A 23,212-nucleotide genomic window follows, 5' to 3' on the forward strand; every position below is an offset into this window, starting at 1 on the left:
TGTGGGAACCACCTACTGGACGCCAGCGTGATCGGTGATGCTGAGGTTCTCGGCGTGGACAGGTCACTGGAGGTGGCAGGTGGAACGGGGCGCCCTGATCGCGGGCAGGTACGAGCTGACCGAACTGCTGGGCCGAGGAGGCATGGGTGAGGTCTGGGCCGGCCGTGACCGTGAGCTCCACCGCAGCGTCGCCGTCAAACTCCTGCACCGGGACGACAACGCTCAACCCGAGCTGGTCCAGCGCTTCGAGCGCGAGGCAGTGGCCGCGGCCCAGATCAATCACCCCAACATCGTTGCCCTCTACGACCGCGGCACGCACGGCCACCTGCAGTTCCTGGTCATGGAGCACGTTGAGGGCACCAGCCTGGCCCAGTACCTTCACCGTCAGGGCCCCCTGGACCTGGACAGGGCCCTGGAGATCGCCCAGGAGATCTGTGCCGCCCTCGTCGCCGCACACGCGGCGAATGTCGTCCACTACGACATCAAGCCCTCCAACGTCATGCTCACCGCCACCGGCTCCATCAAGGTTGTGGACTTCGGCATCGCGGGCTTCACCCACACCCACACCTTCACCGTCGCGCCCACCACCGGGCTCTCCCCGGTCGGAACCGCCCAGTACGGAGCGCCGGAACAGTTCCTGGACCAACGCGGCGACGAGCGCTCTGACCTCTACGCCCTGGGCAGCGTCCTCTTCGCCATGCTCACCGGGGAGCCCCCGTTCGCCGACGGAACCCCCTTGTCGGTGATCCGCCGCAAACTCGATGAAGAACCCCGTCCGGTGGCCGCACTGCGCCCTGATGTCCCCGCACCGGTTGCCCAGTTACTGACAGACCTCCTGCGGCGTGACCCCGAGGACCGCCCCAGAACGGCCGTATCAGTCCGGCAGCGCCTCACCCGTCTGCGCACGGTTTCGGCCGGCCGGGACATTGGCGAGGCCGAGACCGAGTCCGTTGCGCCGCCCGCGGCGACTCTGAAGCTCAGCACCGGCCGGCCGGAGGCTGAAGACGCGGCCCGGAGCACGGACGCCGAGCCGCCGAAGACTCCAGTCTCCGCGCGCCGATGGACCGCAAGCAGACGCATCCGACTCCTGGCGGCGGCCCTGCCCGTATCCCTTGTGCTGGCGGTGACCGCCGTCACCTACTACTCCTCTGCGGCCCGCCACCGCGACACCACCGGCACCTCGCCCAGCGAGAGCGCCACTGCGGCGGCCCAGTACCTGAGGATGCCGGACTTCTGCGGGTACCTCCAGCGCAACCAGTTCCGGGGGCGACAGGAAATGACGGCATCGGAACTGGGATCGGACACCGAAAACACCAGCAAAAAGGCGAACTGCGGATGGAAAAGCCCCGACTCCAGCACGAGTGGGTTCGAAATGACACTCAGCGCGACGCTGCTCAGCAAGGAGGGAGCGGCCGAGGAGATGGCCTCGATCAAGCTCGGCCGCGCTACGCAAGACATCGGCAGAACGGTGAGCCAGTTGGAGGGGATAGCGGACGAGGCGAAGCAGTGGGTCACCGACGAGTCCATCGCGAAGGAGGGGAAGCCGGGCAGACTCAACTCGACCACGATCTGGTTCCGGCACGAAGGACTCTTCATTGATGTGTCATACAGAGAGTTCGGGGTCCCGCTGAACGAGACGGACAACAAAACTGTGGTCACAGAGCGCGCGAAAGGGTTCGCCAGGTCCCTGGAGATCTTCCTCAACGATGAGCCAGAGAACCACGAGAAACCGATCTGGGGCTGAACCGCCCCGTCGGCCCACGGTGCGGCGCACGGGATCCGGGCAGAGCGTTTCATAGGTGTTTCGCCTGTGAAACACCGTCACCCGGTGGACGCGTCCAGGGCGAACCGTGTTTCATGAGTTGTTGCAAACGGCTCGACAGTTTGAAACCACTCATGAAACAGTCGGGGCTCGTGAGCGACGACTTCAAGCGGGTGGAATCGCACGCCTGCCCGATGTCCACCTGCGCCGCCCCCGCGGGCTCGCCGTGCCGGACCGGCAAGAGCAAGGTGGCCATCCAGTACCACACCGCCCGCTTCCGACTCGTGCCCCAACTCGCCAAGGCCCTCAACGTGCCGACCCCCACCGTGCGCAAGCCCGGCTCCGCCTGGGCCGAGCTGCCCCGGCCGAGGAACGCCGGCGCAGAACCCGTCGGGCACGCCCGCCTGGGGTACGCACGTGCATCCACCGCCCGGCAGTCCCTCGACTCCCAACTCGACTCGCTCGTCGAAGCCGGGGTTACCCGCATCTTCTCCGAGAAGATCTCCACCCGCGCCACCCAGCGCCCCGAACTGGACAAGGCCGTCGCCCTCGCCGGCGAACTGCGCGCCTCCGGCGTCCGCGTCACCCTCGTCGTCCACGAGCACAAACGGCTCGGCCGCGGCATCGAACTGGCGACGCTCGCCGAGGAACTCAAGGCGGGCGACGTCGGCCTGGAGTTCCTCACGGGAGAACTCCAGGGCTCGCACGACCCCTCCGGAGTCGTGTTCACCGTGCTGGCCGCCCTGTCTGGCATGGAGCGCGAGTACATCCGCGACCGCACCCTCGAAGGCCACGAGTCCGCCCGCAAGCGTGGCAAGACCATCGGCGGAGCGGGCGTCACCGACGACCACATGCTCTCCATGGCCCTCCACCTGCGAGAGCATGAGATGAGCCTGCGCGACATCGCCGCCCGGCTCGTCATCACCACGGGCAAGAAGAAGGGACAGCACCCCTCGCCCGCGACCGTCATGCGGATGCTGCGCGAACACGACGAGCACACAACCGCGATGGAACCCACATCCTGACCTGCGGCGCAGCCCTTAGCGTTGTTTTTTCGGCGAGTACTACAACTGCCGCCAATTGCATCGGATGCGAACTCGCGACACTTTGCGATTCGCCGTCGACGGGCGGCAGTTCCTTGCCTGTGACCAGGGCCGTTGGGCTCGGAAGGCGGAAGCGACCGTAGCGACTCGCGGTGCGTGATCGCCAGTCGGTGTCACTCGTACGACTGACTGACCAGCGGATCGCCCGCCGACTCGCATCAGATGCGGTTTTCTCGCATCCCATGCGAGTGACGGAAGGTGGTGGACCGGTGCGGATCGATGTCGTGGCTCCGGGGGCGGCGAGGCTTGAACTGGTGGGCGGGGTTGCCCTGCTGAGGCCGGAGGAGCAGGTCTTCAACGCGATGATGCAGGGCTTCGCCAACCAGCAGTTGGCCCGGAATCTGGCCCGCTCCACGGTCGAGGGCCGGGAGAATGCGGTGAAGGCGTTCGCCGCGTACGTCAACGCCTTCCCATGGCAGTGGACGCCGGCGATGGTGGACGAGTGGCTCGGCGACCTGCGCTCGCTGCGCGATCTGGCGCGGTCGACGATCCGCTCGTACTCCGAGGCCGTCCGGGCCTTCTGCTACTTCGCGACCGACCCGTTGTATGAGTGGGCGGACACCTGCCAGGAACGCTTTGGCACCCACCCGGTGCAGGTCGTGCACGAGTGGAACACCGCCGTTCACGTTCAGGACAACGAGTCCGACCCGGCCAAGCGGGCCTTCACCCGAGCCGAACTGCAGGCGCTCTTCGACCACGCCGACGAGCAGGTGGAGCGCATCCGGGCCCGCGGCCGCAAGGGATGGCTGCCCGCCTTCCGGGACGCGGTGCTGTTCAAGACCGCGTACGCCTACGGGCTGCGGCGCAACGAGACGCGGATGCTGGACGCCGTCGACTTCGGCCGTAACCCGCACGGCCCGGAGTTCGGCGAGTTCGGTCTGTGCCGGGTCCGCTTCGGCAAGGCGAAGAAGGGCTCACCGCCCAAGCGCCGTAGCGTGCTGACCGTGTGGGACTGGAGCCCCGACATCCTGGACGAGTGGTTCACCGAGATCAGGCCCCTGTTCGGCACCGACGGGAACCCCGCGGCCTGGCCCTCGGAGCGGGGCCTGCGGGTCGGCTGCCAGCGGCTCAACTCCCGCTTCGGCGCCTACCGCAAGGAACTCGGCCTGGACGAGAAAGGTCTGGATTTCCACTCGCTGCGAAGGTCGTACGTGACGCACTTGATCGAGGACGGCTGGGACCCCCGGTTCGTGCAGGAACAAGTCGGACACGAGCATGCCTCCACGACCGCCCTTTATACGTGTGTCGGCTCGGACTTCCGCACCCGCACCCTGCGCCGACACCTGGACGACACCGTCGCCGCCGCTCTGGAGGCCCAGAACCGGAGGCCGGCGTGAAACGCCGGGTGGGCTACACCTGGAAGCTGCGCGAAGTGATGGCCTCCCACGGCATGTTCACCACCACCGAGTTGATTCCGCAGCTGCACGATCGCGGCGTCACCTTGTCCGCATCCCAGGTCCACCGCCTGGTCTCCGGGACTCCCGAACGTCTCTCGCTCCAGGTGTTGGCCGCGCTCTGCGACATCTTCGAGTGCACCCCGGCCGACCTCGTGACCACCGCCGCCGAGAACGCCGGGGTCCGCAAGACCGCCACCGGCGACCTTCCGACCACGTTGGCCGCCACCCCGCTGCGGCCCCGCCGAGCGCGGATCCTGCCCGACTCATGAGCCCCGCCTACAAGACGCCTGAGCAGGTCGAACGCTGGCACAAGCGGCACTGCGCCCGCTGCGGACGCCACGGATGGTTCGCCGCCCGCTGGCCCGACGGCTATGTCTGCCGCACCTGCCATGACAAGGCCCTGCGCGTCCGTGGATGCTGCCCCGACTGCGGCGGAGAGCGTGTACTTCCGGGCATCCGACCTGGTGATGGGGCCCTGATCTGCCCGGACTGCGCGGACTTCATGACGTCCTACCGCTGTTCACGCTGTGGGCATGAGGGCAAACTCCACGGCGGGCGGCTCTGCACCCGCTGCACTCTCGCCGACAAGCTCGCCGAGCTCCTCGACGACGGCACCGGCCGCATCCGTCCCGAACTCGTCCCCCTGGGCGAGTTGCTGCTGACCGCGGACAGCCCGCTGTCCATCCTGACCTGGCTCTACATGCGCACAGGCAAGACCGGCTCCGCCGAGGACCTGCTGCGGCGCCTGGGCCGGGGCGAGATCGGTCTGAAGCACGAGGCGTTCCACACCCTCCAGCCCTGGCGGGCCGCTTCCCACCTGCGTGAACTCCTGATGGCCTGCGGCATCCTGCCCGCCATTGACAAACAGATCTGCCTCTTCGAGGGCTGGCTCACCGGCCGTCTCGCCTCCGTCTCCGACCCTGAACACCGTCAGATCGTCCGTCGGTTCGCTACATGGGAGGTCCTGCCGAAACTCCGGGCCCGCGCCGACCGCCGCCCGCTTACCCCCGGCAGCCGCAAGTACGCCGCAGACCAGGTCAAGCGGGCAGCGTCCTTCCTTGAGTGGCTCGCCGACCACGACCGGACGTTCGCCACTTGCGGCCAGGTCGATATCGACCTCTGGCATGTCGAGCACAAGGAGCACGAGCGGAACACCATCCGGCCCTTCCTGCTGTGGTGCCAGAACGTCAAGCTCACCCGACGTTTTCGGCTGCCGTCACCGCCAACTCGCCGGGCGGCCCCGCTTTCCCAGAACGAGCGCCTGGACCTGCTCGGTCAGCTCCTCACCGACGACAGCTTGCCGTTGCGCAGCCGTGTCGCCGGGATCATCGTCCTTCTCTATGCCCAACCCTGCACCAGGGTCGTCCGTCTTACCGTCGACGACGTCGTCCACGAGAACGGCCAGGTCCGGCTGCGGCTCGGCGAGCCGCCCTCCCCGGTGCCCGCGCCGTTCGCCGAGCTCCTCCTGGCCTGGATCGACAACCGCGACAACATGAACACCGGGACGAACCATGGCTCCCGCTGGATCTTCCCCGGCCGACGGGCAGGTCAGCCGCTGCATCCCTTCGCTCTCTCCGAGCTGATCAACGACATCGGTGTCCCTACGACCGCCAGCCGCACGGCGGCGATCCGGCAACAAGTGCTGGAGATGCCCGCTCCCGTCGTCGCTGACGCCCTCGGCTACCACCAGGTCACCACGACCAAGCTCGCAGCGGAAGCCGGAGGAACCTGGAGCCGTTACGCCCCCGGGGACCCCACACGGTCACCAGCAGGCTGGACTCCTCGGGGGACTGGCGACAGCTGAATAGGCGAGCCCACCAGTAGAGCGTCGGCTACAGATCCGCAATCCAAGGGTGTCCCGGGTGTACGCGGGCGAGTAGCTCGGCCAGGGTCTCGCGCTGAGCCGAGGTCATGTGCGGGACGGTCGCTTCGAAGTCTGTTTGATCCTTTCGGCGGGCGTGCTTGGCCTTGAACAGCAGGACCAGTTCCGGCGCCAGATACGGGATGCCGTCCTGTGTGTGATGGACGATGTCGCTGTAGGGAAGCCGGATCCTCTCATCGCGTCGGCAGATCCAGGTGTCGCCGTCGTGCGGTTCGCGGAACACGTCGAGCAGGTAGTTTCCGGTGGCCGGATCTCGAAGCCATGTCTGATGCACGGCGGCCAGCACCTCCGGTGTGGCGTCCTCCCAGATCCGGCCGCTGCCTACCGCGTCGAAGACGTAGCCGGGGAAGCGGTGGCGGGCCTCTGGAAAGCTCCCGGCCGGAATCGCGATCTCGATGTCTCCATGAGTGCGCGTCTGCTTGCCGCGGAACAAGTCCAGCGCCCAGCCCGCGGCCACGTACCAAGGCGTGCTGATCCCGGCGAGCTGCTGCGCGACCTCTTTCGGGGTCCAGCATGATGACCACCTGGCGGGGAGGACTTCGATCTCGTCGGGTGACAGCTCGATGCCGCCGCTGGGTAGTTGCTCGCTCACCGAAGGAATCTATCAGCGGACTCGAACGTCCCTGGCCGTAGTCGATGAAGGCGATGAACGAGTCCTGGAGTTGTACGCCGCTGGCGATCACAGCCGGTCACCAGCGGGCTGCGTTCCTCGGGGAACCGGCGACAGTTGAATACGCGAGCCCACCAGTATGGGACCCCGTAACGCTCCTGCTGTCACAGCTCTTTTCGGCTTCTGTTCCTGGTCTCCTGTCCTGGCGCCCCTGACGGGGTTACAGCTCAAACTGCAGGTCGACGATGTCCTTGAGTTCCACTTCGAGGCCGTGGGCACGGCGGCCGCCGTCACGGAAGTACACCTCACCCAACGCCTCGGCAGCGAGATCGCGGAGGTCGTCCTCGTCGACGCCTGCTTCCTGGGCTTGAAGGAGGCGGGCGGCGTGCCGGGGCGGCAGGGCCAGGGTGAGGTGACGCACGCGGGCCTGGTCGGTGCTGCCGGCGGCGGCGGTGTAGCCGAACCTCGCCTGCACATCGATCATGATGCCGCTCGTGGTGGCCGCAGCCTCCTTCGCCTTCGCCCTGATCTGCGGCTGCCAGCGCACGCGGACCTCACGCTCCAGCCGGTCGGCGAGCTCCGGCCGGGGCCTTTTGATCTGGTTCTTCACATACCGCTCCACCGTGCGCTGGCTGATGCCGAGCAGCTCGGCCACCGGCATCGTCCGGCCGCCGTGCTTCTTGAGGAGGTAACGCATCTGCGCCCCGGCGGACTTGGGGATGGGCCGCGTGAACGCGCCCTGCACCGCCCTGTCGAGTTCTTCCCCGACCGTGACCATCGGCGTAACTCTCCTACTCTCCGGTGTCCTTGGCGGTGACCTCGCCGGTCTTGATGTAGCGGGCGAGGTTGGCGACATGGCCGTCGGCGCCGAGCTGTTCGAGGACGTCAGCCCCCCACAGCACGCTCTGGGTGCCCTCGTGCTTGACCATCCCGGGCGAGACGCCGAGCCGGAACGAGCCCGGCACGGTCTTGCCGTCGGCGCCGTACGGCAGCACGTCCAGGGGGCTGGGCCCGTCGGCCGCGTACACGGCGCAGTCGGAGAGGACCGCGACCGGGTAACGGCCGGTGGCCGCCGCCAGGGCGAGCATCTTGCGGTGCATGTTGACCCGGGCCCGGGAGATGACGGTCGCGCGGATGTCCGGGCGCCAGGTCGGGCGGGCGAGGGCGGTCCAGGCCTGCCCCGGCTTCCAGCCGCCCCCGCGTGCCTTCTCCTGCAGCTTGCCGATGCCGCCCTTCACGGTCATCTTGACCGCGTCCACCACGATCCCCAGCTCCGGATCACGGCTCTTGTAGCCGTTCATCGCCTCCAAAAACTCCTGCGGGGACAGCTTCTCCGCGACGCCGAGGTCCGCCATGGTGGCGACGTAGGCATCGCGCAGCCGCTTGTACCAGCCGTCCAGGAACCGGCCGCTCTCACGGCGCACCCATGCCTCCAGCGGTGTGATGTCGTAGCCGAGCTCGACGGCATACGCCACGGTGGGCGTGGCGTACCAGGCCGGACCGGTCGGGCGTTCGCCGGTCGGCGTGAACGGGCTGGGCAGCAGCGCGCCGTCGAGGTCACGCCACTGCTTGCCGACCTTCACCCGGGACAGGTCGACGTGGGAGAGGTCGACCAGCCAGGAGCCGGGCACCGCCGCATCGAAGACCGGGCGGGTGACGTGCACGGGCGGCGTGGCCAGACCGACGACCGCCCCGTTGGCGGCCGCGCCGAAGGCGAGGTTCACATCCAGGCCGACCAGGTACCGCTGCATGCACTCGGCATCGGTCAGATCCCGCGCCCAGTCGTAGGCCTCCTCGAACAGCCTCTCGCCGGGCCCGCGCACGTGGAAGCGGGGCAGCTGGTCCAGGACGGGGTGCCCGTCGATCGCCTCGCACGGCGCGGGGTCCACCGGCTCGCTGCCCAGCGAGCCGGGCCGGTGCTCGCGGTGCCGCCTGCCGCTCTCGTCCGGCTCGCTCGCGCGGGTCGGCGGGCTGAGCGCGGTCATCAGCTGCAGCCCCGTCACGGCGGTGGAGCCGACCGGCGTCATCACCCGGGCCGCGTACACCCCCAGCACCCGGGCCAGCTCCGGCGGCGGAAGCTGCGCGGCATGGCCCCAGGCGCGGCCGTCCAGGGCACGCCAGGAGGGGATGCACAACTGCACGCACTGCCTGCGGCTGCCCTGGGCGGGGCGGTAGATCCGCGCCCACGGCCCCAGCCCGCGCTTGGTCAGCTGCCAGTCGGCACGCTCCAGCTGCCTGATGACCTTGTGTCCCTCCGGCAGCCGTCCGGCGAGCCGCTCGGAATCCGACAGGGCGGCGGGCAGCCCGTAGCGTTCACACGCGGCCTCGGTGAGCACCAGCAGCGGGTCGGCGTCCTTGCCCGAACCGTGCAGCCTCTCCGCCCCGAGCTGCGCCTCGGTGAGCGTCCACTCCACCAGCGCGGGCAGCGACTTGGCGGGCACGTCCAGGATCAGACCGCCGACGCCGTAGCCGGTCACCTGCCGCTCGGTGTCGGCGTCGAGTGTCACGACCAGCCAGAGGTGAGGCCTGCGTCGACGACTTGAGAGCCTCTGGCCTGCGGGATCTCGACTAGGGCCGGACGACTCTCTGAAACGTCTGACCTGCTGCTTCTCTGATTCGAGGTCCTCTGACCTGGCACGCCGCAACTTGATCCGGACACACATCAACTGCTCTCGGACGCGGTATGAAGCAGCGACCGAGAAGGCTTTCGGGGTCCTGGGCGGTATGCCGGTGGGCGGGCGAGAGCCTGTGGCCCCGCCCGACTGCCGGTGGGTGCGAGGCTTCCCACTTGGCCTTGCTTGCGGCGATGATCGGCTGAGCATGCCGATGGCCGTAAGCGCGGCGGCCCGACGCCTGGGAGATCGTTTCAGTGCGAGACCTGCCTGCCCCGAGCTCGACGGGTGTCCGTATTGCTGGTGACCGCTATCAGTGGCTGGCTGCGTGGCAGGGGTGTGTCGCCGCTGTCCGGGATGCGGCGCTGCGTGCGTCCAACCCGGTGGTGGCGGTGGGCGCCGAGGTCGACGACGCGGGGAACTTGGACGATGTCGTCTTGTACCGGCAGGTGCCGCCGCACACCTACATGCAGGTCAAGTACGCCGCGGACAGCTCTACCCCGGTCAACGGTGACTACCTGCTCAAGCTCAGCGATCGCGGCGGCCCGTCGATCCTGCGGAAGATGGCGCAAGCCTGGGAGAAGCTCACCGAGGGCGGCACTCCGGTCGATCTTGAAGCTTCCCCTTGATCGTGGACACCTGGAGACTGGGATCTAGAGGTTCCAGAGGAAGTAGCACCAGGTGGGAAGCAAGTAAGCCGCCGGTGGCCGCTTTCGCCTGGAGCCGCACGAAGCCGACGTTCCGGGCGGGCCATTCGACCACCTTGAGGGTCTGGTTGCCGGCCCAGGTGCCGGAGGCGACCTGGGTGAAGTTCGTGCCGTCGGTGCTGGTGGAGATGGTGTACGAGGTGATGTCCCCGTCGGTCGAGTTGGTGCGGCCCCACTGCTTGGGCAGGTACTCCAGGGTGGAGACGTTGCTCCACACCCCGCCCAGGTCGATCGTGATCGAGTGAGGCAGGGGCGAGGCCAGCCCCCACGTCGACCAGCAGAATTCGTAGCCCTTGTCGCTGAGTCCTTCGATGGCGTTGAGCGGTCCCTCACCCGCACGGTACGCGGTCGCGTAGGCGCTGACGGGCGTCACGGGGTACTGGGGGCGCGGCAGCTGGGCCGGCAGGGGCGGCCTGGAGGTGTCGGGGCTCCATGCCGCCCCGACTTCGGCGAGCCGGTTGACGATGTTGGTGTCCAGCTTGCCGTTGCGGTTGGGCGGGCAGTTGAGGATGAAGGAGGTGTACTTCGGTTCCAGGTCCGCCAGGTGGGCCAGGATCGTCTCCTTGCTCATCGGGTCCTCGGTCGCCGTGTGCGGATGCCAGAACCAGCCTCTGCTGATCGTCTGCCCCTGCGTGGCGGCGTAGGTGTTCCCGGCCGGCGCGCTGATGCCCATCGGCGCCTCGAAGTAGATCGCGTCGCCGAGCCACGGCTGCGACAGCGCACCGTGGTCGATCATGACGATGTTCGGCTGGAGCGACTTCACGAGCTCACGGACCCGCTGGTAGGAGACGGCCTGCTGGCCCATCTGCCACGCCCAACCGTCGGTGACGAACATGTCGATGGTGCCGTAGTTGGTGAGCAGCTCGGTGATCTGGCCGAGGATGAAGGTCATGTCGCTGGGCTGGATGGCATCGGTGGGTTCGAGCCCGACGTTCTTGTGCCGGCTCTCCCACGCCTCGACGCCGTAGGTGCGGTCCCATATCGAGTAGTAGAACCCGACCTTCAGCCCCTCCGCCCGGAAGGCGTCGCAGTACGCCTTCACCACGTCGTGCTTGTAGGAGCTGTTCGCGACGTTCTGGGTGCCGTAGGCGCTCGGCCACAGGGCGAAGCCGTCATGGTGCTTGGTCGTCAGGAGGCCGTAGCTCATCTTCGCCGCCGCGGCGGCGGCCGCCCACTGGGCACAGTCCACGGTCGGGGGGGCGAACTTGGCGGGGTCCTGGTTGGGGGCCGCCCACTCCTCGTTGGTGAATGTGCCCAGGCTGAAGTGGTTGAACATGCCGAACCGCATGTTCACCAGGTTTTCCAGGTTGGTCTGGGGGTCCGCGGCAGCCGCCTGCGCCAACAGGGGCGACAACGCGGGGATCACGGGAAGCGCGGTCGTGGCCACAGCGGCGCCCGCGGCACCCAGCAGCGTGCGACGGGACAGTCTTCCTGACGACATGGGGCTTACTCCTACGTTCAGGGGATTCGGCGCCTGCATCCACGGGAAACCGCTTCGTCCGTTCGCGGGAGGGAAGCCGCACACCCCGACGACTTGGGCACGTGGGGGTCCCTTGACGGGGAGAACACACGAGTGGCGCGGTACTCCTGGGTGTCGGGTACCGGATGTTACGCATGAAGTTCGTCCATGTGACCCGTCTGTGTCAACGGGCGTGCAGGGATGAACTGCCATTCACGGGAAGTCGTTTTGCCCGTTAAAGGCAGTGATATTGCGATTCACCCGTCGCTAGACATCGCATGTCTAGCGCCTCCATCCACCTGGGTCACCCGGAATGGACTACTGCTGTCGAAAGGTATTGACGCATCCCGCTTCCCGTACTTAACGTCTGCCCGACAGTACGAACGGCGTTCGATTTACCGGACAACTCGCCTCGGTGGACAGGGAGTCGGCCACGGAGGCTTCCTCCGGCAGAGAAACAGGAGTCGCACGAGAACAGGACGCCGAAGCGGCACAGGAGAAGAGCCACCTCACAGGCGCCGGAAGAAGCGCCAGGCCGTCTCGCCGCACCGCGCCCACGCGCGCTCTGCCATCACCCCACAAGCCGTCACCACGAAACGCGCCGGCATCGTGTGTCAAGTCCCGCCGTCACCATGGCGAAGTGCACCGCACGCGGGAGAGCCACCGTTACCCGGATCCAGTCGGCCCCTTTCGCGTCGTGCGACAGCCGGTCCTGTCTCTCAAACACCGAGACCGTTCAAAGGCCAGAGCGTCCCAGGCGACCCCCAGTCGCGGCTATTCGGCTCCGGCTACGCTGTTGTCGGCACGGCACGGCACGGCACGGCACGGCACGGCACGGCACGGCACGGCACGGCACGGCACGGCACGGCACGGCACGGCACGGGCCGCGCCGACAGACCCTTCCCCCCGCGCATGCTGACGAGGCGCGCGCGCACGACGGCCGCTGTGGGCAGGCCCTCGTGATGTGCGCGATTCGCCCGTTGACCAGCCAGAGTTGGAGTGCGCATGCGGGCCGTCCGGGCCGGAGCGAGGGAGGGTGGAGGTCCGACCCGCGCCGCATACGCCGACATGGGTCAGACCTCCGGCCGCTCATTGCCCGTGCGGGTCACATCGCGGTTCTGGTCCACTGCTGGTTCGTCGAGCCCTTGCAGGTCCACTGGATGATCGCGGCGCCGTCGGCGGTGCTCGCGGACCTGACCTCGAGACACTTCCCGCTGTGTCGTGCCACCAGTTGCACGTAGTTGTCGACGGTGACCACTGACCACTGCTGGTTCGCAGTGCCCTTGCACGGCCACTGGATGACGTTCCCGCCGTCCGCGGTGCTGGCGCGCGAGACATCGAGGCATTTTCCGGTGTTGCGGCTGACCAGGCTGTAGTAGCCGTCGCCCGTGCTGCGGAAGAACCAGTGCTGGTTCGCGGCGAGGGGCTTGGGCGACCACTGGATGATGGGTGCGCCGTCGGCAGTGCTGCCGCTCTGGACGTCGATGGCCTTGCCGCTCTGCCGACCGGTGATCATCTCGTACGGGCCATAGGGCCCTTCGGTTCCGATGGCCGTCTGGACCACCGTCTTGATGGAGCCGTCGGCGTTGTAGTGCAGGTAGTCCGCGACGATCGACCGGCGGTGGTTGCTCCCGCCCTCAAGAGCCTTCTTGTGGTAGACCGCGTACCACTTGTTGTTGAACTCCAGGAGGGACGCGTGGTTCGTGTTCACGTTCACATAGTCGATCGCGACGCCGCGATACGTGAACGGACCGAGCGGGTTGGTCGCGGTCGCGTACTGGATCTGTCCCGGCCAGCCGGTCGAGAACGAGAAGTAGTAGAGACCGTTGCGCTTGTGCATCCAGGGGGCTTCGGCGAAGCCCTGGCCGGGAGCACCGTTGACCGTGACGTTCATGATGGGGCCGCTGGTCGACATCATGTCCGAGTTGAGCCGGACGACCTTGGGCTGGCGGCTGCTGCCGAAGTACAGGTACGCCTGTCCGTCGTCGTCGATGAAGGTCATCGGGTCGATGGGCTCCACCCCGGTGTTCGCGTCGCGTGCGGTATCGATCAAGGGCGTCCCGCGAACGTCGCTGAAACCTGATGTGGGTGAGGTACTGCGGGCAACACCGATCTTGGTGCGGTCCACTGGCAGGTAGAGGTAGTAGTAGCCGTTGCGCTGCGCGGCAGCCGGCGCCCATGCCAGGCGCGTGGCCCAACTGAACCCGCTGAGCGAGAAGACCTGTCCGTGGTCGGTCCAGTTCACCCCGTCGGCCGTGGAGTACGCGCGCCAGTCCTTGGAGTCCCAGTACGTACCGCTGTTGTCGGAGTCATGGGTGGCGTAGACGTACATCCGCCCGTTGAAGACATGTGCCGACGGGTCGGCCACGAACCGATCGGTGACTATGGGGTTGGCTGCTTGCGCCGGAGCGCCGGTGAAGAGAACCGCTGTCATCGCCATGACCATGGCGATCATCGCGGAGACCGCGGTGGTGATCCATCTTCGCGGCGGGACATGGCCCCCCGGGGTGATGTGAGCGTTGAGAATCATGGTTGCTGTTCCTGACTTCCGTGGGTGGACTGGTGCTGCGGCGGCACGCTGTGGCGACGGCCGGGCGGCCCGGCCGTCGTTGTGGCCGTGAGGGCCATGGGTGGGGATCTCGCTGATGCCGGGGTGCGGGCCGGCGAGCCGGACACTCCGCCGAGCGGTTGGGGTGCCGGTTCTTCAAAACCAGACCGCGACTCCGTCATGGCTCCGCCGCGGAACACCCACGTGCAGTCACCGAGGTAGGAGGAGAACCTGAAGCCAATCACCTTTCCGAACCTTCGGAGAGGGGGAGAGGACACGGTGCAGCTCCTGAAGCCGAGGGCGGAGGGCTTGAGGTGGCGGGGCGTCAGATGTCCAGCCCTGGGTGCGGAAGGCTGGTCCGTGCAGCGCGGCTCCGCACGGAAGACATCGGCCTCGTCGCCCTCGGCCGGCTGCGGTTCGCAGCAGGCGCTGCCGCCCTCGGTGACCTTCACGGCCGCCGCGGCGTAGCGCTGCCGCGCGGGCCGAGACGACGAGGGAGCAGATCCGGCAGCCGGCCGCACGGCTGGACGAGCCGGCCGGGCCGCCGAGGAGGTAAGGATCACCCGCAAGACCCTGCTGGTGCTGCCCGATTCGTCACTCAGCCTCGGCCGTGACCGCCCGACGCCGCCGCGGCCGGCCCGCTTACCCCTTGGCGAGCAGGCTTCGCGGGCTTCCGTGGCGTGTTGCGTCAGTACCAGATGGAGAACGTGGCGTCGGCCCTGCCGACGGCGCTGGAGATCGGGTCGATGCGCAGCACGTAGTTGTAGTGCCGGATGTAGCGGTCCGGGTAGTTGTGCGAGCGGAACGACGACCAGGACGGGTCGGCGAGTCCGGCGGTCTTGTGGAAGGTGGCGTCCGCCGCGAACTTCGTGGTGCCGTCGTTGACGTCCAGTCGCAGCTGGTAGTAGGCGTGCCGCAGGTAGCGGGTCGGGTTGTTGACGGACTGGAAGGAGACGCCGGAGGGGTCGGCCAGTCCCGGCACCAGCTTCCATTGCGAGTCGGTGTACGGGTCGAAGGGGTACGGGTCGATGCGGCCGATGTAGTCGGCGTGCCGCCAGTATCTGTCCGGGAAGTTGTAGGACTTCAGTCGGTTCCAGGCGGGCTTGCCCCACTTGGCGACCATGTTGTCGTACACCGTCTGCGGGATCGGCTTGATGTCGGCGTGCTTGGAGTTCAGCGGCTGGGTGTAGACGCGTCGGTCGGTGGCGGTCCAGGTGCCGGTGGAGAGGTCGTTGGTCTGCCAGGTGTAGAACAGCGCGTTGGCGTCGCCCCACAGGTACCAGGTGCCGTTGGCCTGGGCGAGGATCGGGCCCTCGATGCCTCCTTGCGGCGCCAGGCCCGAGGTGTAGACGGTGAAGCTGCCGGGACTGAGTGAGGTGGACCTCGCACCCACGAGGCTGTTGCGGGCCTTGAAGTACAGGTAGTTGACGCCGTTCACGTTCATGGCCAGGGAGCCGTCGATCACGTCGTAGCCCGGGTCGAAGAAGACCTGCGGCGACGTCACCGTCTGGAAGTCCGTGGTGTAGTTGACCATGATCACGTTGTGCCCGCTGCTGTTGACTGCCGAGTAGATGATGCCGTATTGGCCGCGGGAGGCGTCCCAGAAGGCTTCGGGCGCCCAGCTGTGGGTGGCCATCGAGTGCAGTTTCAGCAGGCGGTAGTTGTCGAAGGAGCGCAGGTCCGCGGAGTCCCAGACGTGGATGACCTGGCTCTGCTTGGTCCAGTCGGTTCCCTTCAGGTTGGTCGCCAGGACGACGAAGGTGCCGTCCTGCTTGGGCAGGATGAAGGGGTCGCGCAGACCACCGTCACCCCCGGTCGGGGTCACGACGGGGTTGTTCTGGTTCAGCGGCATCCACTGCAGCGAGTCGGTGCTGACCGCGAGGTGCAGGCCGTAGTCCGTGCCGAGGCCTCTGGGCGACTGGGTGAAGTAGGCCATGACGAACGGGGAGGCCGTCGCGGCGCTCGCGGACTGGCTACCGATGGTCAGCGCGCCGGTCATGGACAGCGGCACGGCCGAGGCCATGCCGAGGAACAGCCGGCGCGACGGGAGGGGGGTTGCGCTCATCTGGTGCCTCCAAGGTGTGTGGAAAGCCGGGGAAGTGGTCGTATCGAAAGACCACCTTGGTCAACATGTCGAACGTCGTTCGGTGAAGTGATCGGACGCCAATGCCGCACGGAAAGGGCTTCGCAGGATCGGTCGCCGACCGTCTGCGGGACCGCATGGTCCACTGCTGGCGCATTACCGCCAGAGGATGCGGCGCTTCTGAAGCGAAGCCGTTCGTGCTCGTGTGTGGTGTGGTGGGCCCGGTGGGCGTCGAGTGTGGTGTCGTGGGGCGGCTGGTCGAGGTGGCCGGTGAGGTAGCGGTGGCATGCGATGACGGCCTCGTGGTGAGAACGGGGCGGGTGTTCGTGGGCGGCCTGCGCGAGCATGTTGTGGGCGGCTCGGTCGGCCGGGCCTGCGAGGATCGTGGTCAGGCGGGGCGCGGCCCAGTCTCGGCTTCCTGGCTGCCAGGTGCGAGGCAGACGTGGGCAGCGGTACAGGTGTATTCGGCGATGTGGGCGAAGTCGAGCAGGACGGCGTTGGGCGGCGGATGCCGGGAGATGCCGGCGCTCTCCCCGGAGGCGCCGGCGTCCCTGTGGGTGTCGGGTCAGTTCGTCACACGGAAGGTGGCGTCGGCGCGGCCTGTCGCGGTGGTGATCGGGTCGAGGCGCAGCTGGTAGGCGTAGTGGCGGATGTAGCGGTCGGGGTAGTTGTACGACTGGAACGACGACCAGGTCGAGTCGGCGAGGCCGGCGACCTTGCGGAAGGTGGCGTCCGCGGCGAACCGGGTGGTGCCGTCGTTGTAGGCGAGCTGGAAGTCGTAGTTGGCGTGCCGCAGGAAGTAGCCGGGGTAGTTCACCGACTCGAAGGAGACGGTGCCGGTGCCCGCCAGGCCGGGCCGCAGCCGGAACTGGGCGTCGTCGGCGGGGATGACGTCGGGGTCGATGCGTACGTCCATGTTGGTGTGGCGTACGTAGCGGTCCTGGAAGTTGTACGACTGCAGCCGCTGGGCCGGGGTGTTGGGCCAGCGGGCGAGCACGCGGCTCTCCTCGGCGGCCGTGAGGGTCATGATCGCGCCGTGGCGCTTCGGGGTGCCGCCCATGTCGTAGCCGGTCGAATCCTGAAGCCGGTAGGTGCTGACGCTGGACGGGTTGGTCGTCAGGATCGGCCTGTATTCGCGTACGCCTTGTGGGCTGTTGTAGTCGATGTAGAGGGCCCACTCGTTGCGGTCTCGGAACTTCATCCAGACCGGGCCTTCGACCACGTTACCGGTGAGGCCGAGGCTGGAGAGGTTGCCGAGGTTGGTCCACGTTCCCAGGATCGAGTTGCTGCCCTCGACCGTGTTCTGACCGTCGCCGGAGACCCGCACGTAGCGGTAGTTGCCGACACCGGCGGGCACCTCGGTCATCTGGGTGTCGACGACGTGCGTGGTGCCGGGGGGGTCGATCCAGATCTGCGGGGTGGTGATGGTGCGGAAGTCCGTGGTGCGGGCGTAGTAGATGCGGTACTTGAACACGCCGTTCACCGTGGCGTTCGTCGCCCAGTACAGGACGTAGTCGTTGGTCTCGGGGTTCCAGATCGCCTCCGGCGCCCACGCGTTGCGTCCGCCGGGGATCAGTCCGGCGGCACTGAGCAGCCAGGGCTTCGACCAGGTCACCAGGTCCGTCGACTCCCACACCACGAAGTTGGGGCTGCCGTTGGTGTACGTCGAGCCGCAGCGGATGCACAGGTCGGTCGCGATGATCCAGTACTTGCTGCCGTCGGGAGAGCGCACCAGTGCGGGGTCACGCACCCCCTTCGTGCCGATCGGGGAGTGCAGGACCGGCGCTCCGCCGTTGAGGTCGTTCCAGTGCAGGCCGTCCGTGCTGTGCCCGAGGTACAGCCTCTGTCCGGTCGCGGAATCGCCGGTGAAGTGCACCATCAGGTAGCCGGGGTCGGCTGCGGCGGCCCGCTCGGGTGTGGCGAGGGTTTGGGAGGTGAAGAGCAGGCCGACGGCGACAATTATCGCCGCCAGCCGGGAGAGAACCACGGACATGAGCATCTCCTGTCGTTCTGCAAGTGCCACCTCGAGCGGAGGGGGAAAGCGGGTGGCGGGGGAAGATCGGCTTCTCGGTGTGGGCGGGACAGGGCCGGTTGCCGCGCGATCCGGAAGGGGGGATGCGGGCGACGGTGTGTCTCCCGTGTGTGGTGGGCGTCGCTGTGGTGACGGCGGGGCTGGGCATGTGAGCCGGTGCGTCGGTGGTGGTACGGCTTGTGGGGCTAAGTCATGGCTGTCGACCGGGCGGGGCGGTCGTGGTGATCAGGAGGGCTCCTCCTCTTGGTGCTGACCGCTGTTGCGGCGGCGTTCCCTCCCCGTGCTCGTGGTCGGGGGAAGCGCCGTAGCCAACTCGGTTTCCGGCCAGCCGAATTGTTTGATATATCGAACAGCGTTCGTAAGGTCGGCAGACGTTAAGTGAGGGAAACAGGGTGCGTCAATACATTCGACATCAGTGGTCCCTTATCGAACGGGCCTGTCCGGTCAAACGGCTCCGTCCCGTACCCCCGTCTGCCCACGGAAGAGGCGGGCGCCCGCTTTGCCCACCAACTCTTCGACCACATTGCAGAGTTGGCCCGCCAGTCGGGTCACACGGCACTGGTGCCGGCAGCCGAGTGCACCCAGTCGACGCCAGACATCCCATAAAAAGCCGGGCTGTAAGCCGTGACCGCCGGGTAACTCCGGGATCTGGGGACGTATCCCTTGACAGTGATGGGATGTAAGGGCAATCTCCGTCCGACTCCCGGCGCGAGCGACACGCGGCGGACCACCTCACCCACCTCACCCGGAGGGCCGCATGAAACTCCTACAACGAAGCGGGATTCGAGTCGCCGGTACGGCGGCTGCCCTCCTCGCCGGCATGGGTTCGGTCACCGCGGTGCCCGCATCCGCCGCCACGCCGGGGAGTTGGACGTCGGTCCAGCCCGGTGCTGCGCAGACCGGCTGTGACGGTGTGCGCGCCACCGTGGCGCTGGATGTGAACGGCGCCCTCTCGCTCGGCGCGACCTGGAACTGCCGCCAAGCCCTGATACCCGCTCCGATCGGGCTGGTGACCAGTCAGGTCGACTTCACCACCGGACTGGAGTTCGTCAGACGCACGGATACCCCCGTCTCGTACAACTACGAGGTCAAAGCGGGGAAGTCCCGCGACCGGACGCGGTCCGCGACCGAGACGAGACTGGTGTTCGCGAAGGGCTCCGCGCAGATGACCGTACACGTCCGCACCTCCGCGGATGGTATGGCGCTGCGCTACGAGCTGCCGTCGGGTGCGACGGTGCTGAGAGAGGCGACGTCGTTCGAACTGCCGACTGACGCCCAGCTGTCCCGGCAGGTGTTCAGTCCCGATCACGAGAGGGGCTATGCGACCTCTACGGTCGCCGACGTCCCGACCGGCTCCTACGACATGGGCATGTTCGCCCAGCAGGCCAACGGCGCGAGGGTGCTGCTCGCCGAGTCCGGTGTGGACGGCAACTATTCGGGTGGCTGGTTCACCCACACCCAGGGCACCGGCCGGTTCACCGTCGCGCTGGCCGACGCGCAGATCGTGCGATCCGGCGCGTTCACCACAGCGTGGCGCACCGCCATCATCGGCAGCACGGCGACGGTCGTGGAGTCCACGCTGGTCGACGACGTCGCGCCCGCGTCGAAGATCTCCGACACCTCGTGGATCAAGCCGGGTATCGCCGCGTGGCCGTGGCTGGACGGCATGTGGGCCACCCAGCGCGACCTGACCAAGCTCAAGCAGTGGGCCGACTACGCCTCCTCACAGGGCTGGCCCTACCTTCTGGTGGACGACGGGTGGAAGGCCAACGAGGCGATCATTCCCGAGCTCGTGACCTACGCACGGGAGCGGGGCGTGCGGATCATGCTCTGGTACCACTGGCAGGACCTGGACACCGCCGCCGAGCGGGACGCCCAGTTCACCAAGATCACCGGGTGGGGAGCCGTCGGCGTCAAGATGGACTTCATGGGTTCCGAGACCCGGGCCCGTCAGCAGTGGTACGACGCGGCCCTGGCCGACACCGCCCGCTACAAGCTGATGGTCGACCTGCACGGCTCGCGCCTGTCCGTCGGTGTCCACCGCACCTGGCCGCACGTGCTGACCAATGAGGCCGTCCGCGGCGAGGAATACCCCGGCGGCCGGGACATCGGGCACGTGGCCGCGCTCCCGTTCACTCGCGGCGTACTGGGCCCGGCCGACTACTCGCCGATGAGCTTCCAGCAGGGCAACCCGAACAGCGACGCCGCCGAACTCGCCCTCGGTGTACTCCTGGACAGTGGCATCATGCTGCCCGGCAGCCGCATCTCGGACTACCAGGCCCGGCCCGAGGCACAGCGGTGGATGCGCATGCTGCCGACCGTGTGGGACGAGACGAAGTACGTCTCGGGCGACCCGCTCACCGGAGGGGTCATCGCGCGCCGCGACGGCGACCGGTGGTTCGTCGGGGCTTTCAGGCGCGGCGGCGCCACCACCATCAGCTACCCGACCACGTTCCTCGGCTCCGGTACCTGGCACGCGGAGATCACCACCGACGGCTCCAATGGCCTGACCCGCACCAGCAAGGTCATCCAGGCCGGTGACACACTCAGCGTCCCGGCGGTCGCGGGCGGCGGCCACGTGGTCAGGCTGACCAAGGTTCCGGTCATCCCGACCGGGAACCGCACGGTGACCATCGCCGGCAGCAGCCACGTATTCGACGTGCAGAGCAGAAGCCTCGTGAACGACGCCCCGATCATCCGCTGGACCAGCACCGGCGGCACCAACCAGCGCTTCGCGTTCGTCCCCCTCGGCGACGGATACACGCGGATCGTCAACCAGGAGAGTGGCAAGGACGTCGTCATCCGGTGGGCCTCCCGCGACGCGGGCGCGAAGGCCGTCCAGTACACGTACGAAGCGAACGCGAACACCAACGACGAATGGCTGGCGGAAGACGCGGGCAACGGCCGTATCCGGCTCCTCAACCGCCACAGCGGTCTCTACCTCACCGCGGGCAGCGCCCAGGGCGACCAGTTGGAGCAGCGCCCGTTCGACGGCGCCGACCACCAGGAGTTCACCGTCTCCTGATGCAGCTGACATGCGAGCGGACGTAACCGGTGCCCAGGGCACTCTCTTGCCCGCCGTAAGCACTGAGCAGCCGGTCGTACTCCGCCTGCGGTCGACGGGGGTCCACTTCCCGGCCTGAACATTTTCTCAAGGGCCCGGACAGGTGCATCAGCGTGGGGCATGGCCACGGTGGCCGGTACCGTGTGCGGCGGTGCCTGGGGCGGCTCGGGCGGTCTGACGCCCGCCGCCCCAGGCGTCGACAGCTCGCCTGGCCTTCGCGGGGCGAGCGAGGTGGCCGTGCCGGCCGCGCTGCCGTGGCTGAGGACCGCCCCGCTTCCGACGCGAGCGTGACCGCGGTCAGAAACGTAGAACCCCCGCCTTCTTGGCCGGAGTCCGCCCAGGACTACTGACCTCAGCCACGGCGGGCGCCGCACCCGGCGGTGCCCGCCACCGATGTTCTCCCAGGACCTGAGCTGGGCTCAGGCCCCGGGAGCGGGCGTCATCCGGCGGTCAGAGTGGTCCACTTCTGGTTGGAGCCGCCGTGGCAGTCCCACAGATGGAGCTGCGTGACACCGGCCACACCACAACACCGGCACCGGCACCGGCACCGGCACCGACGCTCGGCTCCTCCGCGTCCCCCTCACCGGCCTCTTCCAGAACCACATGCGCGTTCGTGCCGGAGATCCCGAAGGACGACACCCCCGCCCTGCGCGGACGGTCCTCGGTACGCGCCCATTCCCGGGGTTCGGTGAGCAGGCGCACCTCTCCCGCGGACCAGTCGACATGGGTGGAGGGGGTGTCGACGTGCAGGGTGCGGGGCAGCACGCCGTGCCGCATGGCCAGCACCATCTTCATCACACCGGCGACACCGGCGGCGGCCTGCGTGTGCCCGATGTTCGACTTCACCGACCCCAGCCACAACGGCCGCTCGTCCGGCCGGTCCTGCCCATACGTCGCCAGCAGCGCCTGCGCCTCGATCGGATCGCCCAACGAGGTCCCCGTACCGTGCGCCTCCACCACGTCGACATCCGCCGCGGACAGCCCCGCACCGGCCAGCGCGGCGCGGATCACCCGCTGCTGGGAGGGACCGTTCGGCGCCGTAAGACCGTTGGAGGCGCCGTCCTGATTGACCGCGCTGCCCCGCACCACGGCCAGCACCCGGTGGCCGTTCCTGCGTGCGTCGGACAGCCGCTCCACGAGCAGCACGCCCACGCCCTCGCCCCAGCCGGTACCGTCCGCGGCGTCCGCGAAGGCCTTGCAGCGGCCGTCCCCCGCGAGCCCCCGCTGCCGCGCGAACTCCACGAACACCGCAGGGCTCGACATGACGGTCACGCCACCGGCCAGCGCCAGGTCGCACTCCCCCGCCCGCAGCGCCTGCACGGCGAGGTGCAGGGCGACCAGCGACGACGAGCACGCCGTGTCCACCGTCACCGCCGGACCCTCCAGGCCCAGCGTGTACGCGACTCGGCCGGAGACCACGGAGGCGGTGTTGCCGGTGAGGATGTGGCCCTCGACCCCTTCGGGGATCTCGCGCAGTCCGGCGCCGTACTCCTGGTTACTGGCACCGACGAAGACACCGGTGCGGCTGCCGCGCAGGGAGGCGGGGGCGAGGCCCGCCCGTTCGACGGCCTCCCAGGAGACCTCCAGCAGAAGCCGCTGCTGCGGGTCCATGGCGAGGGCCTCGCGGGGCGAGATGCCGAAGAAGTCGGCGTCGAAGCGGTCGGCACCGCGTACGAAACCGCCGTGGGCGCTGTGCGGAGGTTCCAGAACACCCCCCAGGTCCCAGCCGCGGTCGGTGGGGAAGTCCGTCATGGCGTCCGTGCCGTCGGCGAGGAGCCGCCAGAAGTCCTCCGGGGTCTCGGTGCCACCCGGCCATCGGCAGGCCATGGCGACGATGGCGACCGGCTCGGTCATCGCGTCCCGCAGTTGCTGGTTGTGCTTGCGCAGCCGTTCGTTCTCCCGGACCGAGGCACGGAGGGCTTCGACGACTTTTTCGGAGGACATGCTCAGCTC

The 23,212-nt window shown here is 68.0% G+C and carries 12 protein-coding genes and 3 pseudogenes; 7 read left to right on the forward strand and 8 right to left on the reverse strand.

Annotated elements, in window-relative coordinates; all coding sequences use genetic code 11:
* The first annotated feature begins 79 nt into the window (after positions 1-79).
* From CES90_RS47150 to CES90_RS47170, 5 genes are all read left to right on the forward strand, one after another.
* Positions 80-1,744 carry a serine/threonine protein kinase gene (locus tag CES90_RS47150; RefSeq protein WP_189788716.1) on the forward strand — a complete coding sequence of 555 codons (1,665 nt, stop codon included), beginning with the start codon at positions 80-82 and terminating at the stop codon, positions 1,742-1,744.
* Positions 1,745-1,914: 170 nt separating this feature from the next.
* Positions 1,915-2,787 (forward strand): recombinase family protein, encoded by an 873-nt coding sequence (locus CES90_RS47155; RefSeq protein ID WP_208921715.1) that lies wholly within the window; start codon positions 1,915-1,917, stop codon positions 2,785-2,787.
* Positions 2,788-3,074: 287 nt separating this feature from the next.
* A complete protein-coding gene (locus tag CES90_RS47160) occupies positions 3,075-4,202 on the forward strand; it encodes a tyrosine-type recombinase/integrase (protein WP_229914548.1) in 1,128 nt (375 codons plus the stop codon).
* On the forward strand, positions 4,199-4,531 hold the full coding sequence (locus CES90_RS47165; RefSeq protein ID WP_189788714.1) for a helix-turn-helix domain-containing protein: 333 nt from the start codon (positions 4,199-4,201) through the stop codon (positions 4,529-4,531). The genes CES90_RS47160 and CES90_RS47165 overlap by 4 nt, the downstream gene beginning before the upstream one ends.
* Entirely contained in the window at positions 4,528-6,066 is a 1,539-nt protein-coding gene (locus CES90_RS47170; protein WP_189788713.1) for a hypothetical protein, read from the forward strand. The genes CES90_RS47165 and CES90_RS47170 overlap by 4 nt, the downstream gene beginning before the upstream one ends.
* A 28-nt stretch (positions 6,067-6,094) precedes the next feature.
* On the opposite strand, the gene CES90_RS47175 is transcribed toward CES90_RS47170, so the two are convergent.
* From CES90_RS47175 to tap, 3 genes and pseudogenes are all read right to left on the reverse strand, one after another.
* Positions 6,095-6,736 carry a nucleotidyltransferase domain-containing protein gene (locus CES90_RS47175; protein ID WP_189788712.1) on the reverse strand — a complete coding sequence of 214 codons (642 nt, stop codon included), beginning with the start codon at positions 6,734-6,736 and terminating at the stop codon, positions 6,095-6,097.
* A gap of 238 nt (positions 6,737-6,974) precedes the next feature.
* A complete protein-coding gene (gene tpg / locus CES90_RS47180) occupies positions 6,975-7,532 on the reverse strand; it encodes a telomere-protecting terminal protein Tpg (RefSeq protein WP_189788711.1) in 558 nt (185 codons plus the stop codon).
* A gap of 13 nt (positions 7,533-7,545) precedes the next feature.
* Positions 7,546-9,477, reverse strand: a pseudogene (tap, locus tag CES90_RS47185) (telomere-associated protein Tap); the annotation flags it as partial.
* 146 nt (positions 9,478-9,623) lie between these two features.
* Between tap and CES90_RS47190 the strand changes: the two are divergent.
* Entirely contained in the window at positions 9,624-9,995 is a 372-nt protein-coding gene (locus CES90_RS47190; protein WP_229914546.1) for a hypothetical protein, read from the forward strand.
* Positions 9,996-10,062: 67 nt separating this feature from the next.
* On the opposite strand, the pseudogene CES90_RS47195 reads toward CES90_RS47190, so the two are convergent.
* The 4 genes and pseudogenes from CES90_RS47195 to CES90_RS47210 form a co-directional block, all read right to left on the reverse strand.
* Positions 10,063-11,514, reverse strand: a pseudogene (locus tag CES90_RS47195) (alpha-L-fucosidase); the annotation flags it as partial.
* A 1,123-nt stretch (positions 11,515-12,637) separates the two neighbouring features.
* Entirely contained in the window at positions 12,638-14,062 is a 1,425-nt protein-coding gene (locus CES90_RS47200) for a family 43 glycosylhydrolase (protein WP_208921717.1), read from the reverse strand.
* A 706-nt stretch (positions 14,063-14,768) separates the two neighbouring features.
* Positions 14,769-16,145: a glycoside hydrolase family 43 protein gene (locus CES90_RS47205; protein ID WP_208921719.1), complete on the reverse strand. Its 1,377-nt coding sequence runs from the start codon at positions 16,143-16,145 to the stop codon at positions 14,769-14,771.
* Positions 16,146-16,728: 583 nt separating this feature from the next.
* Positions 16,729-18,156 (reverse strand): glycoside hydrolase family 43 protein, encoded by a 1,428-nt coding sequence (locus CES90_RS47210; RefSeq protein WP_208921721.1) that lies wholly within the window; start codon positions 18,154-18,156, stop codon positions 16,729-16,731.
* Positions 18,157-18,952: 796 nt separating this feature from the next.
* Here CES90_RS47210 and CES90_RS47215 point away from each other — a divergent pair.
* The gene (locus CES90_RS47215; RefSeq protein WP_208921723.1) at positions 18,953-21,220 is read left to right on the forward strand and encodes a glycoside hydrolase family 97 protein; all 2,268 of its coding nucleotides are present in this window, start codon (positions 18,953-18,955) and stop codon (positions 21,218-21,220) included.
* Between the two features lie 624 nt (positions 21,221-21,844).
* Here CES90_RS47215 and CES90_RS47220 read toward each other — a convergent pair.
* A pseudogene (locus CES90_RS47220) lies at positions 21,845-23,203 on the reverse strand (type I polyketide synthase); the annotation flags it as partial.
* Positions 23,204-23,212: the final 9 nt, after the last annotated feature.

The organism is Streptomyces capitiformicae (genome assembly GCF_002214185.1).
Taxonomy (GTDB): Bacteria; Actinomycetota; Actinomycetes; order Streptomycetales; family Streptomycetaceae; genus Streptomyces; species Streptomyces capitiformicae.

Coding starts and splice junctions, on each gene's coding strand:
- CES90_RS47200 (WP_208921717.1), bottom strand. CDS start 14,062: ATGATTCTCAACGCTCACATCACCCCGGGGGGCCATGTCCCGCCGCGA.
- CES90_RS47215 (WP_208921723.1), top strand. CDS start 18,953: ATGAAACTCCTACAACGAAGCGGGATTCGAGTCGCCGGTACGGCGGCT.
- CES90_RS47210 (WP_208921721.1), bottom strand. CDS start 18,156: ATGTCCGTGGTTCTCTCCCGGCTGGCGGCGATAATTGTCGCCGTCGGC.
- CES90_RS47170 (WP_189788713.1), top strand. CDS start 4,528: ATGAGCCCCGCCTACAAGACGCCTGAGCAGGTCGAACGCTGGCACAAG.
- tpg (WP_189788711.1), bottom strand. CDS start 7,532: ATGGTCACGGTCGGGGAAGAACTCGACAGGGCGGTGCAGGGCGCGTTC.
- CES90_RS47205 (WP_208921719.1), bottom strand. CDS start 16,145: ATGAGCGCAACCCCCCTCCCGTCGCGCCGGCTGTTCCTCGGCATGGCC.